The sequence below is a fragment of the Dietzia sp. NCCP-2495 genome, assembly GCF_026011735.1.
In the GTDB taxonomy this organism is placed as follows: domain Bacteria; phylum Actinomycetota; class Actinomycetes; order Mycobacteriales; family Mycobacteriaceae; genus Dietzia.
This window is the reverse complement of the sequence record NZ_BRVN01000012.1, coordinates 33,732-49,773: the sequence shown is the minus strand read 5'-3', so window position 1 is coordinate 49,773 and position 16,042 is coordinate 33,732. Positions and strand designations below refer to the sequence as shown.

At 70.4% G+C, this 16,042-nt stretch carries 13 protein-coding genes; 10 read left to right on the top strand and 3 right to left on the bottom strand.

What is annotated here, in order from left to right; genetic code table 11:
• The first annotated feature begins 122 nt into the window (after positions 1-122).
• The 6 genes from gltB to OPF83_RS11485 all read left to right on the top strand — a co-directional run bounded on the left by gltB (position 123) and on the right by OPF83_RS11485 (position 8,207).
• The gene (gltB, locus tag OPF83_RS11510) at positions 123-4,724 is read left to right on the top strand and encodes a glutamate synthase large subunit (protein WP_264887599.1); all 4,602 of its coding nucleotides are present in this window, start codon (positions 123-125) and stop codon (positions 4,722-4,724) included.
• Positions 4,717-6,189: a glutamate synthase subunit beta gene (locus tag OPF83_RS11505; protein WP_264887598.1), complete on the top strand. Its 1,473-nt coding sequence runs from the start codon at positions 4,717-4,719 to the stop codon at positions 6,187-6,189. The genes gltB and OPF83_RS11505 overlap by 8 nt, the downstream gene beginning before the upstream one ends.
• A 222-nt stretch (positions 6,190-6,411) precedes the next feature.
• The gene (locus tag OPF83_RS11500) at positions 6,412-6,768 is read left to right on the top strand and encodes a hypothetical protein (RefSeq protein ID WP_264887597.1); all 357 of its coding nucleotides are present in this window, start codon (positions 6,412-6,414) and stop codon (positions 6,766-6,768) included.
• A 10-nt stretch (positions 6,769-6,778) separates the two neighbouring features.
• The gene (locus OPF83_RS11495; protein ID WP_375546255.1) at positions 6,779-7,078 is read left to right on the top strand and encodes an RNA-binding S4 domain-containing protein; all 300 of its coding nucleotides are present in this window, start codon (positions 6,779-6,781) and stop codon (positions 7,076-7,078) included.
• The gene (locus tag OPF83_RS11490; RefSeq protein WP_264887596.1) at positions 7,075-7,629 is read left to right on the top strand and encodes a hypothetical protein; all 555 of its coding nucleotides are present in this window, start codon (positions 7,075-7,077) and stop codon (positions 7,627-7,629) included. Before OPF83_RS11495 ends, OPF83_RS11490 begins: the two co-directional genes overlap by 4 nt.
• A gap of 167 nt (positions 7,630-7,796) precedes the next feature.
• Positions 7,797-8,207, top strand: a complete 411-nt coding sequence (locus tag OPF83_RS11485; protein ID WP_264887595.1) for a hypothetical protein — start codon at positions 7,797-7,799, stop codon at positions 8,205-8,207.
• A 36-nt stretch (positions 8,208-8,243) separates the two neighbouring features.
• On the opposite strand, the gene rraA is transcribed toward OPF83_RS11485, so the two are convergent.
• Positions 8,244-8,726 (bottom strand): ribonuclease E activity regulator RraA, encoded by a 483-nt coding sequence (gene rraA / locus OPF83_RS11480; protein ID WP_264887594.1) that lies wholly within the window; start codon positions 8,724-8,726, stop codon positions 8,244-8,246.
• Between the two features lie 137 nt (positions 8,727-8,863).
• On the opposite strand from rraA, the gene OPF83_RS11475 reads away from it, so the two are divergent.
• The 3 genes from OPF83_RS11475 to OPF83_RS11465 all read left to right on the top strand — a co-directional run bounded on the left by OPF83_RS11475 (position 8,864) and on the right by OPF83_RS11465 (position 12,577).
• Positions 8,864-10,030, top strand: a complete 1,167-nt coding sequence (locus OPF83_RS11475; protein WP_264887593.1) for an amidohydrolase family protein — start codon at positions 8,864-8,866, stop codon at positions 10,028-10,030.
• Positions 10,031-10,053: 23 nt separating this feature from the next.
• Positions 10,054-11,547, top strand: a complete 1,494-nt coding sequence (locus tag OPF83_RS11470; protein WP_375546256.1) for a phospholipase D-like domain-containing protein — start codon at positions 10,054-10,056, stop codon at positions 11,545-11,547.
• Between the two features lie 88 nt (positions 11,548-11,635).
• Positions 11,636-12,577, top strand: coding sequence for a hypothetical protein (locus OPF83_RS11465; protein ID WP_264887592.1), 942 nt, complete (start codon positions 11,636-11,638; stop codon positions 12,575-12,577).
• Between the two features lie 11 nt (positions 12,578-12,588).
• Here the strand turns inward: OPF83_RS11465 and OPF83_RS11460 are convergent, their stop codons facing one another.
• Both OPF83_RS11460 and OPF83_RS11455 read right to left on the bottom strand, forming a co-directional pair.
• A complete protein-coding gene (locus tag OPF83_RS11460; RefSeq protein WP_264887591.1) occupies positions 12,589-13,476 on the bottom strand; it encodes an oxidoreductase in 888 nt (295 codons plus the stop codon).
• Positions 13,477-13,571: 95 nt separating this feature from the next.
• Complete coding sequence (locus OPF83_RS11455; protein WP_264887590.1) at positions 13,572-14,366, bottom strand: MerR family transcriptional regulator; 795 nt, start codon at positions 14,364-14,366, stop codon at positions 13,572-13,574.
• Positions 14,367-14,461: 95 nt separating this feature from the next.
• Here OPF83_RS11455 and OPF83_RS11450 point away from each other — a divergent pair, with 95 nt between their 5' ends.
• Positions 14,462-16,027: a succinic semialdehyde dehydrogenase gene (locus OPF83_RS11450; RefSeq protein WP_264887589.1), complete on the top strand. Its 1,566-nt coding sequence runs from the start codon at positions 14,462-14,464 to the stop codon at positions 16,025-16,027.
• The last annotated feature ends 15 nt before the right edge of the window (positions 16,028-16,042 follow it).

The window sequence follows — 16,042 nt, the reverse complement described above, 5'->3', positions numbered from 1 at the left end:
TTCCTCGGTTAGGTCGACCCGGTTTCGTCCCATAGTATTTTCCTGCCAGCGGGCCCCGGCCCACTGAGTGCGGGCGCTCCACCGTGCACGGAGTCCGCCCGCCGATATGCGAAGGCGAACACATGCAGACGACTCCCGGCCCCCAGGGCCTGTACCGCCCGGAATACGAACACGACGCGTGCGGCGTGGCGTTCGTGGTGGACATGTACGGACGTCGGTCTCGAGACATCGTCGAGAAGGCGATCGCCGCCCTGGTCAATCTCGAACACCGCGGCGCGGTGGGTGCCGAGGCCAACACCGGCGACGGCACAGGACTGCTGATCCAGGTGCCGGACACGTTTCTGCGCGAGGTGATGCGCGACGAGCACGAGATCGATCTCCCCGAGGCCGGCGCGTACGCGACCGGACTCTGCTTCCTGCCCCAGTCCCGGATGCTCGCGATCGACGCCGCCCGCATGGTCGAGCGGATCGCCGCCGAGCAGGGCGTGACCGTCATCGGCTGGCGCGACGTCCCGGTCGACGACTCCTCCGTCGGCGCGATCGCCCGAGACGCGCAGCCGACCATCAAGCAGATCTTCGTCAAGGCCGCGGGCCAGGACGGGGCACTGCTCAGCGACGTGGACCTCGAGCGCAAGTGCTTCGTGGTGCGCAAGCGGTGCGAGCACGAGCTCGGGAGCCGTGGCCCCGGCGTGGGCGGCATGGGCTCCGAGACGGTGTACTTCCCGTCGCTGAGCCCCCGGACCCTCGTCTACAAGGGCATGCTCACCGAGAAGCAGCTTCCGGACTTCTACCTCGACCTCCAGGACGAGCGGGTCGAGTCCGCGCTGGGCATCGTGCACTCCCGCTTCTCCACCAACACGTTCCCGGCCTGGCCGCTCGCGCACCCGTTCCGCTACGTCGCGCACAACGGCGAGATCAACACCGCCCGCGGCAACGAGAACTGGATGCGGGCCCGCGAGGCGCTCATGGCCAGTGGGCTCATCGAGGACCTGCCGGCGGCGCTGCCCATCTGTACCCCCGGCGGGTCCGACACCGCGCGGTTCGACGAGGCGCTCGAGCTGCTGACCCTGGCCGGACGTCCGCTGCCGCACGCGGTCCTGATGATGGTCCCGGAGGCGTGGGAGCGCCACGAGAAGATGGACCCCGCCAAGAGGGCGTTCTACGAGTACCACGCCTCGCTCATGGAGGCCTGGGACGGACCGGCTTCGATCACGTTCACCGACGGCACCGTGATCGGCGCCGTCCTGGACCGCAACGGCCTGCGCCCCTCGCGCATCTGGGTGACCGACGACGGGCTCGTCGTGATGGCCTCCGAGGTGGGCGTGCTCGACATCCCCCAGGACAAGGTCGTCACCAAGACCCGCCTGCGCCCGGGCCGGATGTTCCTCGTGGACACCGAGCAGGGCCGGATCATCGACGACGAGGAGATCAAGACCTCCCTCGCCGCCGAGCACCCGTACCGCACCTGGCTCGACGAGGGGATCACGCGCCTTCAGGACCTGCCCGAGGTCCGGTACGAGTACATGAGCCACGAGCGCGTGGTCCTGCGCCAGCGCGTCTTCGGCTTCACCGAGGAGGAGCTGCGGATTCTGCTCACGCCGATGGCCGCCAGCGCCGCCGAGGCGATCGGGTCCATGGGCACCGACACCCCGCTGCCCGTGCTCTCCGGACGCTCGCGGCTGCTGTTCGACTACTTCGCGCAGCGGTTCGCCCAGGTGACCAACCCGCCGCTGGACGCCATCCGCGAGGAGCTCGTCACCAGCTACGGCGTGGTGCTCGGCCCCGAGGGCGACCTCATCAACCCGGGACCCGACTCGTGCCGTCAGGTCCGCCTGGACAACCCGATCCTGTCCAATTCCGAGCTGACGACGCTGCTCGCGGCCGGCGACTCGCGCCCCGGTCTGCAGTCCGTCGTGGTGAGCGGTCTCTACAACGTCGCCCACGGCGGCGACGGCCTGAGGGTCGCACTGAGCCGGATCCGTCGCGAGGTCTCGGACGCGATCTCGGGGGGCGCGTCGATCGTCGTGCTCTCGGACCGCGAGTCGGATGAGCGCAACGCCCCGATCCCGTCGCTGCTGCTCACCTCCGCCGTCCACCATCACCTCGTCCGCGAGAAGACCCGGACCCGGGTCGGCCTCGTGGTCGAGGCCGGTGACGCTCGCGAGGTCCACCACATGGCGGTGCTCTTCGGCTACGGCGCCGAGGCGATCAACCCGTACATGGCGTTCGAGTCGATCGACGAGCTCGTCAAGACCGGGGACCTCACCGGCATCGACTCCGAGAACGGCTACGCCAACTACCGCAAGGCGGCCGCCAAGGGGGTGCTCAAGGTGATGTCCAAGATGGGCATCTCCACCCTCGCCTCCTACACCGGCGCCCAGCTGTTCGACGTCACCGGCCTGTCCCAGGAACTGTGCGACGAGTACTTCACCGGCTCGATCAGCCCCATCGACGGCATCGGCCTGGACGAGATCGCCGAGGACGTGGCCCGCCGCCACCGCTTCGCGTTCCTGCCCCGCCCCGAGGAGGCCGCGCACCGCGAGCTCGAGATCGGCGGCGAGTACCAGTGGCGCCGCGAGGGCGAGTACCACCTGTTCAATCCGGACACGGTCTTCAAGCTCCAGCACTCCACGCGCTCGGGACGCTACGAGATCTTCAAGGAGTACACGCGACTGGTCGACGACCAGTCCGAGCGGATCGCCACCCTGCGCGGCCTGTTCGAGCTCCGCGGGACCCGCACCCCGGTGCCGATCGAGGAGGTCGAGCCGGTCTCCGAGATCGTCAAGCGGTTCTCCACAGGCGCGATGAGCTACGGCTCCATCTCCGCCGAGGCCCACGAGACCCTGGCGATCGCCATGAACCGCCTCCACGCCCGGTCCAACTCCGGCGAGGGCGGCGAGTCGGTCGATCGCTTCACCCCGGACGCGAACGGCGACTGGCGGCGCTCGGCGATCAAGCAGGTCGCCTCCGGCCGGTTCGGCGTGACCAGCCACTACCTGTCCAACTGTACTGACATCCAGATCAAGATGGCCCAGGGCGCCAAGCCCGGCGAGGGCGGCCAGCTCCCGCCGAACAAGGTGTACCCGTGGGTCGCCGAGGTTCGCGGCTCGACCCCGGGCGTCGGCCTGATCTCACCGCCGCCGCACCACGACATCTACTCGATCGAGGACCTGGCGCAGCTCATCTACGACCTGAAGAACGCCAACCCCGAGGCGCGGGTGCACGTGAAGCTCGTCGCCGAACAGGGCGTCGGCACCGTGGCGACCGGTGTGTCCAAGACGCACGCCGACGTGGTGCTCATCTCCGGCCACGACGGCGGCACGGGAGCCTCCCCGCTGACCTCGCTCAAGCACGCCGGCGGACCGTGGGAGCTCGGCCTCGCAGAGACCCAGCAGACCCTGCTGGTCAACGGTCTGCGGGACCGGATCGTCGTGCAGGTCGACGGCCAGCTCAAGACCGGTCGTGACGTGATCATCGCCGCCCTGCTCGGCGGCGAGGAGTTCGGCTTCGCCACCGCCCCGCTGGTCGTGGCCGGCTGCGTCATGATGCGCGTCTGCCACCTCGACACCTGCCCGGTGGGGGTGGCCACCCAGAACCCGCTCCTGCGCGAGCGGTTCACCGGCAAGGCCGAGTACGTGGTGAACTTCATGGAGTTCATCGCCCAAGAGGTCCGCGAATACCTGGCCGAGTTGGGTTTCCGGACGCTCGAGGAGGCGATCGGTCACTCCGAGTGCCTGGACAAGTCCAAGGCCTTCGCCCACAACAAGCGGGTGGCGGGACTGGACCTCGAGCCCGTCTTCGCGCAGGCCGAGTCACCGTTCATGCACCAGGACCTGCACAACACCAAGACGCAGGACCACAAACTGGAGAAGGTGCTCGACCGGACGCTGATCGCGGACGTCGGCGGCGTCGTCGTCGACCCCTCGACAGGACCGGCCACCGGCGCCTACCCGATCGCCAACGTGAACCGCTCGGTTGGCACGATGCTCAGCCACGAAATCTCCAAGGCGCACGGCGCCGAGGGGCTCCCGGACGGCTCCATCGACCTCACCTTCACCGGATCGGCGGGTAACTCGCTCGGCGCGTTCCTCGCCTCCGGCGTCACGCTGCGCGTGTTCGGCGACGCCAACGACTACGTCGGCAAGGGCCTGTCCGGCGGACGGATTGTCGTCCGCCCGGCCGAGGACGCCGCCCCCGACTTCGTGGCCGAGGACAACATCATCGCCGGCAACGTCATCTGCTACGGCGCCACCGCGGGCGAGATCTTCCTCCGCGGCATCGTCGGCGAGCGGTTCTGCGTCCGTAACTCGGGCGTCACCGCGGTCGTCGAGGGCGTGGGCGACCACGCCTGCGAGTACATGACCGGCGGAAAGGTCGTGGTGCTCGGCACCACCGGCCGCAACGTCGCCGCCGGCATGTCGGGCGGGGTCGCGTACTTCTACGACCCCGACGGTGCCCTGGCCGACAACCTCAACGGCGAGCTCGTCGACATCGAGGAGCTCACCGCCGACGACGCGCAGTTCCTCCACGACATCGTGGAACGGCACGTCGCCGAGACCGACTCCGCCCGGGGTCGGGACATCCTGGGCGGTTGGGCCCAGAACGTGAACCACTTCGCCAAGGTCATGCCGCGCGACTACAAGCGCGTGCTGCTGGCCATCGAAGCGGCGGAGAAGGACGGACGCAACGTGGACGAGGCGATCATGGAGGCCGCAAATGGCTGACCCGAAGGGCTTTCTCAAGCACACCGAGCGCGAGCTGCCGAAGCGCCGTCCGGTCGACCTGCGGATCATGGACTGGAAGGAGGTCTACGAGTCCACCACCCTGCCGGAGGCGGAGCTCAAGACGCAGGCCTCCCGGTGCATGAGCTGCGGTGTCCCGTTCTGCCACAAGGGCTGCCCGCTCGGGAACATCATCCCGGAGTGGAACGACCTGGTGCACCGGGGCCGGTGGGACGCGGCGGTCGACCGCCTGCACGCCACCAACAACTTCCCCGAGTTCACCGGCCGGCTCTGCCCCGCCCCCTGCGAGGGATCGTGCGTCCTGGGCATCAACCAGGAGCCCGTCACGATCAAGCAGATCGAGGTCGAGATCGCGGAGAACGCGTGGGCCGACGGCGGCATGGAGCCGGTCATCCCGACCTTCCGCACCGAGCAGACCGTCGCCGTGGTGGGCTCCGGCCCGGCCGGCCTGGCCGCCGCCCAGCAGCTCACCCGCGCCGGGCACTCCGTCACGGTCTTCGAGCGTGACGACCGGATCGGCGGCCTGATGCGGTACGGCATCCCCGAGTTCAAGATGGAGAAGTCCGTCCTGGACCGGCGCCTGGCGCAGATGGAGGCCGAGGGCACGGTGTTCCGCACCGGCGTCAACGTCGGCAAGGACATCACCGCCGCCGAGCTGCGCGCGCAGTTCGACGCGATCGTCCTGTGCGGTGGCGCCACCATGCGGCGCGACCTGCCGGTCCCCGGACGGGAACTCGACGGCATCCACCAGGCGATGGACTACCTGCCCCTGGCCAACAAGGCCGCCGCGGGCGACCCGGTGGTCGACGCCGACGGGCTGCCGGAGATCCACGCGCGGGACAAGAACGTGATCATCATCGGCGGTGGCGACACCGGTGCCGACTGCCTCGGCACCGCGACCCGCCAGGGCGCCAAATCGGTCAAGAGCTTCGAGATCATGCCGCAGCCGCCGGCCACCCGCGCGGCGTCCACGCCGTGGCCGGTGTACCCGCTCATGTTCCGCACCGCGTCGGCGCACGAGGAGAACGGCGAGCGCGTCTACGGCGTCTCGACCGCCGAGTTCCTGGGCACCGGTGGGCACGTGACGGCACTCAAGGGCTCCGAGGTCAAGATGATCGACGGTCGCTTCGAGCCGGTGCCCGGCACCGACTTCGAGTACCCGGCCGACCTGGTCCTGCTGGCGATGGGCTTCACGGGAGCGCAGCGCTCGGGACTGTGCTCGGACCTCGGCGTGGACTTCACCGACCGCGGCAACGTGGGTCGCGATGACGCCTGGGCGACCAACGTCGACGGCGTGTTCGTCGCCGGGGACATGGGCCGCGGACAGTCGCTCATCGTGTGGGCCATCGCGGAGGGGCGGTCGGCGGCCGCCTCGGTGGACCGCTTCCTGATGGGGGAGACGGCGCTCCCGGCCCCGGTCCGACCCACGGACATGGCCCAGCGCTGACATGGCCCGTCGCTGACATGGCCCAGCGCTGACATGGACCAGTGCAGACGGGACCCCGCGCCTGAGACCACACGGCGCCGGACGGAGGAGATCCGTCCGGCGCCGTCGGTCGTCCGCACCGTCCGGGCGGAACCCGCCGTGGCGTCTTACCTGAGGCGAACCTAAGATTGAGGCCAACACTTCTCGAGGTCGCCTGTCCGGCCGTCATCACGGAAGGCATCTATGGTCCGCCGTCGTCCCCTCGCCGTGATCGGTGCACTGAGTGCTGTCATCGCACTGCAGACCGCTCCGGTGGCGACGGCGCAGGTCGTCGACCGGGGCCCGAGCGGGATCGTCACCGAGCTGCCCCAGCTCAGCGAGCTGCCGCCCCTGCCGTCGGCGGGGGCGCCGGTCGAGGAGGAGCCGGTGCCGGAGGACACTCTCGACATGTCGGCCGTGCAGGCGGTGGCGCTCGTGCTGGCCATCGGCGCCCTCGTCGCGGGCGGGACCGGCCTGGCGCTGGTCACGCGGCGTGGGCGGGGGGAACCGCCGGAGGGGCCGTCCGGGCGCGCGGAGACCGTGGCCCGGCACGCCCGATAGGCTCAGCGGCATGAGCCGTCACATCGCAGGACGAGGACGCGTGAGCCGGGCGACGCCGCCGGCCGCCCCGCCGGTCGACGAGGTCGAGTGCGACCTGGAGCGCAAGCTGACCCTGGGGCAGTTCCTCAAACTGGCCTCGCTCATCGACACCGGCGCGGAGGCCAAGGACGCCGTCGCCGCCGGCGAGGTGAGTGTCAACGGTGAGGTGGACCTTCGGCGTGGCCGTGGCCTCATGGACGGGGACGTGGTGTCTGCCCGCGGCCGGTCGGCGCGCGTGGTGGCCCGACGTGGAGTGGGAGGGGACCGATGAGCGAGGGTGCCCAGGGGTCGGTACAGGCCCCGGTGATCCTGCACGACGACGACGCCGGCGCCCGGCGGTATGCCGGGTGGTTGGCGGAGGACTTCTCCACGCGTGCCACGAGGTATGACGAGGCGGACCCCGGCGAGATGGTGGTGGCCGGCACGGTGGTGCTGTTCACGGGCATGCGGCCCGAGGGTGGCCTGGGTGGCTCGGCGTTCATCACCGAGAACTGGGAGGCGTTGGTCGAGGCGGGTCGGCGCGTCGCCGTGGTGATGGTCGGGCCGACCCCGGTGACGGATGACGCCCGCATCGACTTGATGAGCAGTGAGTTCTCCGGGGACCAGCTGGCGCAGCTCAAGTTGTTCCAGCTGCGCGGCGTCGTGACCCCCGACCTGTTGGGGTTCCGTCAGCGGCTGGGGCTCAAGACGGCCATGGCGGCGCTGCGGCGCAAGCCGGACCGCACCCCCGAGGAGGAGGCGATGCTCGAGGTGGGAGGGCTGGACCTCACCGATCGCGTGTCGCTGGGGCCGCTGCTGCGCTGGATCCGCCGCGAGGCCTGACCTCGCGGGGAGGCTCGACCGCGCGACGGGACCTGATCGCGCGGGGCGGCTCGACCTCGGGACGGGACCTGACCTCGCGGGGAGACCTGCACGGGGGCGCCGGGTGTGGATACCATCACAGTTACCCCGCCCCGCCGGACGACGGGGCGATGACCCGGAGGTTCCCCTTGCGTACGACCGCACTCACCACCGCCGCCTCAGCGCTTGCGGCCCTCACCCTTGTCGCCGGGGCCGGTGCCGCGCAGGCGCAGGACACGAGGGACGACCCGGCGACCGATCCGGACGCCCGGGTGTGCATCACGATCGAGACGTTCAACGGCCACCGCGACATGTGCCTGACCCCGGCGGTGGCGGACGTGGTCGGCAGCCTCGGCTACGGATCCCTCGGCACCGGCTCCCTGGCGGACCTGCTCTCCCGGGTGATCAACACCGGGTCGGTGGCGCTGTCAGTGGATGTGCCGAACTCGGTCGGCTCGACCGGCTCGTACGCGCCCGGCTCGACCGGCAGCTACGGTCCGGAGGCGTCGATCGGCGAGCTGGCCACGGCGTCGACCGGCAGCGCCACCGGGGCGTCCTGACCGGCGGCGACCCGGGACCGGGCGCAACCGGAGGGGTCAGCGCACGACGATGCCGTCGGAGTCCGCGTACAGGGTCTCCCCGGGAACGAAGTCGACGCCACCGAAGCTGACGGTGACATCGCGCTCGCCGGCACCGGTCTTGCTGGACTTACGCGGGTTGGTGCCCAGCGCCTTGCAGCCGAACTCCATGCCGGCGACGATGGCGGAATCTCGGATCGCGCCGTTGACCACCACGCCGGCCCAGCCGTTGGAGCGGCCCATCTCGGCGATGAGGTCGCCGACCAGGGCGGTGTGCACGCTGGCGTCGCCGTCGATCACCAGGACGCGCCCCTCGCCGGGCTCGCCGAGCACGCTCTTGAGCAACGCGTTGTCCTGGAAGCACTTGACGGTCGAGATGGTGCCATAGAACTCGGTCCGGCCACCGAGGTCGCGGAACTGGGTGTCACAGCTGCGGACGTCCTCCCCGATCTCGTCGACGAGGTCCGCGGTCGGGATGAATCCGGTGGTGCCGTCGGTCATGCGAGTCCTCCTGGTTGAAGCGGTCGATGCCTCTACGCTATCCGGCCAGCCCGCCGCGGGAGACCGCGCCCGTGGGGGACAATGGCGCACACCGACAATTCGCAGCATCTATGTCCGCAGCACAGGGAGGTTCCTCCGTGGCCCAGTACGAGCTCCTGATCCACGCACGACGCGCCGTCGTCGACGGCCGCCTCCAGCAGGCCGCGGTGACCGTGGACGGTGGCGTGATCTCGTCGGTTCGTACCGGGTCACGGGCACGGGACGTCGGGTTGGCCGGGGATCACACGATGGACCTGGGGGACGACGTGGTCCTCATGCCCGGTCTCGTCGACCCGCACGTCAGCACCGACGACGTGGCCGTGGGTACCCGTTCGGCCGCGCAGGGCGGCATCACCTCGGTGATCGACTACGGCTCGGACGGTGCGCCGGCCGCGACCACGCCCGAGGGCGTCGACGCGTGGCGGGACGCGGTCACGGGGGAGTCCACCGTCGATGTGGGCCTGTGGGGCGCCGCGGTGCCGGACAACCTGGGGCGGCTCGGCGACCTGCTCGACCGTGGCGTGTTCGGGATCTCGGCCGTCGCCCGCGGCAAGGGCGTCGAGGGCGCACCCACGCTGGACCTGCCCGAACTGCTCACCACCGCGGAGGAGGTCCTCGGGCGAGGCGCGTTGTTCGCCGTGGACGCTGGCGTGGACGTGCTGCCGGATCTGCTCGACGTCGTGCGTCGCACGAGTGGCCGCCTGCATGTGCGGTCAGTGGCCGACGCCGAGGAACTGCCCCTGCTGCGCGCGGCGCGTGAGGAGGGACTGGCGGTGACCGCCTCGACCTCTCCGCATCTGCTGGCCCTGGTCTCGGAGCTCACCTACGGCGGTCCCGCCGTGGCCACTCTCGATCCGCCCCTCCGCGACGCCGCGAACCGCGAGCTCCTGTGGGGGGCCCTGCGAGACGGCACGATCGACGCGATCGCCTCGGCACGCCTGGGGCTGTCCGTGGTGTGGACCGAGGCCCGCCGCCGTGGCTTCGACCTGGCGGACGTGGCGCGCTGGATGGCCACGTCCACGGCGGCCATCGTGGGCCTGTCGGATCGTGGTGAGATCCGTGAGGGGCTGCGCGCCGATGTGGTGGCCGTAGCCGACGACGAGGCGTTCGTCGTCCTCCCGGGATCCCGTGACCTCGGCAGGTCGGATTCCGTGTACGAGCAGCGAGCCCTCGCCGGCGTGGTGCGGTGGACGATGCGCACCGGCGGGACCATCGATCCCCGCGCGATGCCCTTCGGAACGGTGCTGACCCGGGCCACCGAGTGAACCCCGGGTCGCAGGACCTCGCGCTGCTCTCGATTCCCGACGGGCTGACCTCGGCGCTGTTGCTCACCGAGTACGCGATCAAGATCCTCGCCCTGGGCATGGTCCCGGAGAACCGCCAGCCCGGATCGTCGCAGGCGTGGCTGCTCGCCATCCTGTTCATCCCGGTCATCGGCGTGCCGCTGTTCCTGCTGTTCGGTAACCCGTACATCACGGGGCGGCGACACGTCATCCAGGCGCAGGCCAACGAGCTGTACGCCGAGGCCCTTCGCGGTCGTCCCACCGTCCCGGTCGGGGTGCGGGTCGCCCCGGGGGTCCACTCGATCCTCGAGATGAACCGCAGACTCACCGAGATCCCGTGCGCATCGGGCGCGTTCGAGGAGCTCCACTCGGACTACGCCCGGTCATTGTCGGCCATGACCGCGGCGGTCGCGGCCGCACAGAACCGGGTCCACGTCGAGTTCTACGCACAGTCCTGGGACGACGAGACCGACGAGTTCTTCATCGCCCTGGTGGAGGCGGCCCGCCGGGGGGTGCGGGTCAGGGTCCTGGCGGACCAGTTCGGATCCGGGAAGTACAAGGGGTACAAGACCCTCCGGCGCCGACTCCGGGACACCCCGGTGGAGTTCCACCTGATGCTGCCGATCAACCCGTTCGTCGGTCGTTTCCGCCGACCCGATCTCCGCAACCACCGAAAGATGCTCATGGTGGACGGCCGGCACGGCTTCGTCGGATCCCAGAACCTCATCGACCGGCACTACGGCAGTTCCCGCAATGCCACGAAAGGCCGCGAGTGGGTGGACCTGATGATGGAGGTCCGCGGGGAAATCGTCCAGTCCATGGAGGCCGTGTTCGCGGTGGACTGGTACTCGGAGTCCGGCGAGGTCCTGGAGACCGTGACCGATCTCGAGGAGGGGGTCCCCGTTCCCGCCCACGCGGCGAGTGGAGATCCCACGGCCGGGGACCCGATGAGTGCGTTCCAGCTCATCCCGTCCGGTCCCGGGTACCGTACCCAGCCCAACCTGCGGATGTTCACCCAGCTCATCGCCCAGGCGCAGGACCGGCTGCGGATCGTCAGTCCGTACTTCGTCCCCGACGAAGCCCTCCTGCACGCGCTCACCTCAGCCGCGTACCGGGGCGTGGTGGTGGAGTTGTTCGTCCCCGAGCACGCGGACCAGTTCATGGTCCATCACGCACAGCGGTCGTACTACCGCGCGCTGCTGGAGGCCGGCGTGATCATCCACAGGTTCCGTTCGCCGGCGGTCCTGCACACCAAGTTGATGTTGGTCGACCACTACGGCGGTGTCGTGGGGTCGAGCAACATGGACCTGCGCTCGTTCAACCTCAACTTCGAGGTCAGCATGCTGGTCCTGGGAGGAGAGGCGGTCGCGGAGCTCGACGCCGTGGTGGACGGCTACGTCGAGGAGAGCTCGACGCTCGAACTGCAAGAGTGGATGAACCGCCCGTGGCCGGGACGTTACGTTGACAACGTCGCGCGGTTGACGTCCGCGCTGCAGTAGTACCCTTTGGGAGCTGAACGGACCGCACGGTCCCCGCGCACGACGAAAGGCCCCAGCGGCCCGCGCACGACGAGAGGCTGTACCTGAGATGACCCAGAGCCGAGTATCCGGATTCAGGGCTACGCGCATCGGCGCCGCGCTCGTCGCCGTCGCCCTGGCCACCGGCGGAGTCCCGGCCGCGGCGCAGGCCCAGACCCTCCCGGGTCTCGGTGGTCTGGATCCGTCCAGCCTGACCGATCTGGTGGACACCGGGAGCGTGGTGGACGTCGCGGGTGCTGCCAGCGAGGGCGGCACCGGTGACGGCACCGACGGGACGGGTGACGGCTCGAGCGGGTCGGGTGGCGGCGCTGACGGCACCGGCGACGGCACCACTGGGTCCCTCTCCCAGGGATCAGTGGACAAGGTGATCGACGCGATCCCCGATGAGATCGAGGTCGGCGGCCCGGGATTCGGCTCAGAGGGACTCCGGAATGCCGGCAGCGGCGAGATCGTGGACGGGGCGTTCTCCGTCGGTCAGGTGCTGGGCTCGGTGGCCCCGGTCGAGGCGCTCGGCAGCAGCGGCGGATCGGCGGCCGCGTCGGTGGCCTCGTCGGGCCTGGTCCCGGGATCGGTCTACACCAACGCGGTGGGGTCGCTCGGATCCGGCACGATCGGCCTGGGTTCGCTGGTCATCCCCGAGTACGTGATCCCGATGCTCGGACTGCAGGCGGCTGCGCTCGTCGTGGCGGACATGGGAGCCCGGCAGGAGACCGGCCGGCTCAGTCCGGACGAGTTGAACTTCTGGCACGGAGTCGTCGAGGGATCCGCCCAGGGCGGCACCATGGTCGAGGACGCCGCCGCAGAGGCCGGCGTCGAGGTCCCCGAACCGCTGTCCGGCAGCATCGACAGCGTGCAGGTGTCGGCCGAGCAGGATCCCCACGCGGAGAACGCGCGGATCCGCGCCGAGGCCGAGGCCGAGGCGGCGGCAGAAGTAGCCGCCGGCGAGACCGCCCCGACCGCAGAGTTCGCCGCGGAGAACCTGGGTTACTGAGCCGATCCGCTCTATCCGCGAGCGGTCATCTCCTCGCAGCGCTCCCACAGTGCTGCGGCGACCGCGCGATCATGAGACGCCCGGTTCGACCCCACGACCGTCGGGTACCCCGTCAACTCGCCCGGCCCGTCCGGGCCCACGTACGCCCCGCCCGGGAGATCCCTGACGGTGGCCGCGTAGAGCTCCGGCAGGGCACCGCGCTCGGCCGGCTGCACCAGGAACGGCACGCGCTCGGCGGCTCTCATCACCAGATCCTGGACCCGACTGCCACTGCGGTACTGCAGGTTCGTGGCCGAGTAACCCGGATGCGCGGCCACGGCCTTGAGCGACGAACCCGCCGCCTCGAGTCGGCGCTGCTGCTCGTAGGCGAGCATGACGCACGCCAGCTTGGTGGCGCCGTACACCGGCATCGGTGAGTACCTGCGGCGGTTCCAGTCGAGATCGTCCGGGTCCACGGAACCGAACCGGTGCATTATCGAGCCGAGCCACACCACGCGGTCCGTGAGCACCGGCTCGAGCACCCGGGTCAGCGCGAAGTGGCCCAGCACATTCACGCCGAACTGCATCTCGTGGCCCTGGGCGGTGCTTCCCCGCGGGATGTTCATGAGGCCCGCGTTGTTGATGAGCACGTCCGGCCGACGCGGCGCGAGGGTCTCGGCGGCGGCACGGACCGAGTCGAGATCGGCGAGGTCCAGCTGCACGACCTCCGCGCGATCCGGGTGGCCCAGGCCCGCCCGGGCGGCCTCGGCGCGACCGACGTCGCGACAGGCCATGAGCACCCGTGCACCGGCATCGGTGAGCGCCCGGGTGGACTGCAGGCCCAGCCCGGAGTTGGCCCCCGTGACGACGACGGTCCGCCCGGACTGGTCCGGCATATCGGCGAGAGTCCATCGGCTCATGCGGGCCAGCGTACGGACGGGTGCCCGCGCCGTGGGGTGCCACCGGGAGCCGCGGCACGGAACGGGGAGCCGCGGCTCGGCACTGGCGGACGGAGCTACTCCCAGGTCGCGGTCTCCGGGTCGACGCCGTGCGCCCGGGCATTGGCCTCGACAGCGGCGACGAGCCACTGCGTCAGGCCGGGCTCGAGCGAGTCGTACGTCTCGGCGAACCGCTGGTCCTGCGTGTACATCCGGGCCAGGCACACCTGCATCGAGTACGTGCAGTCGTAGAACTGCGCGATCGATGCCCGGTGCCGCTCGGCCAACGCGGCCGCCTCGGGGGAGGCCGGGTCGACGCCGGTGCGCTTCGCCGCGGCGAGGTCGGCGTTCAGCGCATCGCCCTCGGCCTTGACCCGCTTCCAGTCCTCCTTGGACATGCGGGCCGTGCGCTCCTGCGACTGCGCCCACTGCGGGGTCTCGCCCCACCGCTCCTCGGCCTCGACCTGGTACTCCTCCTTCCAGTCGGTACCGAAGATCTCCGCCCGGTCCTCAGGGGTCAGGGGTGTGTTCATTCCGATCGCCTCCTTCAGGCGGTCTACTGCGGAGACCATCTCCTGCAGGTGGGAGATGCGGCCGAGCAGGAGCTCTCGCTGCCGCGCCAGATGGGCGGACTCGTCCACCCCGGGATCGTCGAGGATCTCGGCGATCTGCGCGAGCGGAAAACCCAGCTCTCTGTAGACCAGGACCCGGTGGATGCGGGCGACGTCGTCGTCGTCATACACCCGGTAGTCCGACCACGTGCGGCCGCTCGCGGACACCAACCCGATCCGATCCCAGTGGTGCAGTGTCCTCACGGTCACTCCCACCAGGTCGGCGACCTCACCCACGGTGCGGCCCTTGCCTGTCGTCATACCTCCAGCATCTCTCACGGGAACGAGGTTGGGGCCTGACGCGGCGTCAGGGTCAAGCCTTCCGCAACTTCTTACTCGCCGGTAGCCTGGAAACTATGAGCCGACCCACACCCCGCGTGTACGACCGCCTGCGCGACCTCGTCGCGATCCCCGACTTCGTCGCCGACCCGTCGAGTCGTCCCTCCGCGACGATCAACGAGGTGTTCACCGGCGAGCCGCTCGCCGAGATCCCCGTCGGCACCGCCGACGACGTCCGCGCCGCCGTCGCCCGCGCCCGCGCCGCCCAGGTCGCCTGGGCCGAGCGTGACCCCAAGGACCGCGTCGCCGTGCTCGAGCGCTTCGCAAAGCACGTCATGCGGGGACGCGACGAACTGATGGACATCATCCAGGCCGAAACCGGAAAGAGCCGCGCCTCCGCCCAGGAAGAGGTGCTCGACTGCCTCATCACCTCGCGCCACTACGCGCGCGTCGCGCCCGGACTACTCGCACCCCAGCGCGTCCAGGGCATGCTGCCCGGCCTCACCAAGGCCGTCGTGCGCCGCCAGCCCAAGGGCGTCGTGGGCGTGATCGCCCCCTGGAACTACCCGCTCAACCTCGCCGCCACCGACGCGCTGGCCGCCCTGGCCGCCGGGAACGCCGTGGTGATCAAGCCCGCCTCGATCACGCCGTTCTGTGCGCTCGCTGCCGCCGAGATGCTCTACCGCGCCGGCCTGCCCCGCGACCTGTTCCAGGTGGTGCCCGGCTCCGGCGGCACCGTCGGCGGCGCGATCGTCGAGACCGTCGACTACCTCATGTTCACCGGCTCCACCGCCACCGGCCGCACCCTCGGCCGCCAGTGCGGCGAGCGGCTCATCGGCTACTCCGCCGAACTCGGCGGCAAGAACGCCATGATCGTCACCGCCAGCGCCGACCTCGACGAGGTGGCCGAGGTCGCCACCCGCGCGTTCTACTCCAACTCCGGCCAGCTGTGCATCTCCGTCGAGCGCGTGTACGTGGAGAAGTCCATCGCGCCGCAGCTCATCAAGACGCTCACCGCGCGCGTGAAGGCCATGAGCCTGGGCGCCGGGTACGACTTCGAGGCCGAGATGGGCAGCCTCATCTCCACCGATCAGCTCGAGACCGTGACCGCGCACGTCGACGACGCCGTGGCCAAGGGCGCCCGCGTGCTCGCCGGCGGTCGTCCGCGCCCCGACCTGGGCCCGCTGTTCTACGAGCCGACCCTGCTCACCGACGTCCCCGACAGTGCGACCTGCTACGAGGAGGAGACCTTCGGCCCGGTCGTGTCGATCTACCCGGTCGACTCGGTGGAGGAGGCGATCGCCAAGGCCAACGACACCGAGTACGGGCTCAACTCGTCCGTGTTCGCCGGCTCCGACGCGGAGGGCGAGGAGATCGCGGCCAGGTTGCGGACCGGCACCGTCAACGTCGGTGAGGGCTACGTCGCCGGCTGGGGATCCGTCGCCGGGCCGATGGGCGGCATGGGCGCGTCCGGCGTCGGCCGCCGCCACGGTGACGAGGGCCTGCTCAAGTACACCGAGGCCCAGACCATCGCCACGCAGCGCGTGATGCACATGGGCGGACCCGGGTTCCTGCCGCGCACCCGGTGGCAGAAGCTGCTGGCCCCGGCCACCGACGCCATGCGGCTCCTGCCGGGACGCTAGAGCCCGGACGCACGG

What these genes read in the sequence shown, in the direction of transcription:
- OPF83_RS11505 (WP_264887598.1), top strand. Translation starts at nt 4,717, where the DNA reads ATGGCTGACCCGAAGGGCTTTCTCAAGCACACCGAGCGCGAGCTGCCG.
- OPF83_RS11465 (WP_264887592.1), top strand. Translation starts at nt 11,636, where the DNA reads ATGACCCAGAGCCGAGTATCCGGATTCAGGGCTACGCGCATCGGCGCC.
- OPF83_RS11495 (WP_375546255.1), top strand. Translation starts at nt 6,779, where the DNA reads ATGAGCCGTCACATCGCAGGACGAGGACGCGTGAGCCGGGCGACGCCG.
- OPF83_RS11500 (WP_264887597.1), top strand. Translation starts at nt 6,412, where the DNA reads ATGGTCCGCCGTCGTCCCCTCGCCGTGATCGGTGCACTGAGTGCTGTC.
- gltB (WP_264887599.1), top strand. Translation starts at nt 123, where the DNA reads ATGCAGACGACTCCCGGCCCCCAGGGCCTGTACCGCCCGGAATACGAA.
- OPF83_RS11450 (WP_264887589.1), top strand. Translation starts at nt 14,462, where the DNA reads ATGAGCCGACCCACACCCCGCGTGTACGACCGCCTGCGCGACCTCGTC.
- OPF83_RS11455 (WP_264887590.1), bottom strand. Translation starts at nt 14,366, where the DNA reads ATGACGACAGGCAAGGGCCGCACCGTGGGTGAGGTCGCCGACCTGGTG.
- rraA (WP_264887594.1), bottom strand. Translation starts at nt 8,726, where the DNA reads ATGACCGACGGCACCACCGGATTCATCCCGACCGCGGACCTCGTCGAC.
- OPF83_RS11490 (WP_264887596.1), top strand. Translation starts at nt 7,075, where the DNA reads ATGAGCGAGGGTGCCCAGGGGTCGGTACAGGCCCCGGTGATCCTGCAC.
- OPF83_RS11460 (WP_264887591.1), bottom strand. Translation starts at nt 13,476, where the DNA reads ATGAGCCGATGGACTCTCGCCGATATGCCGGACCAGTCCGGGCGGACC.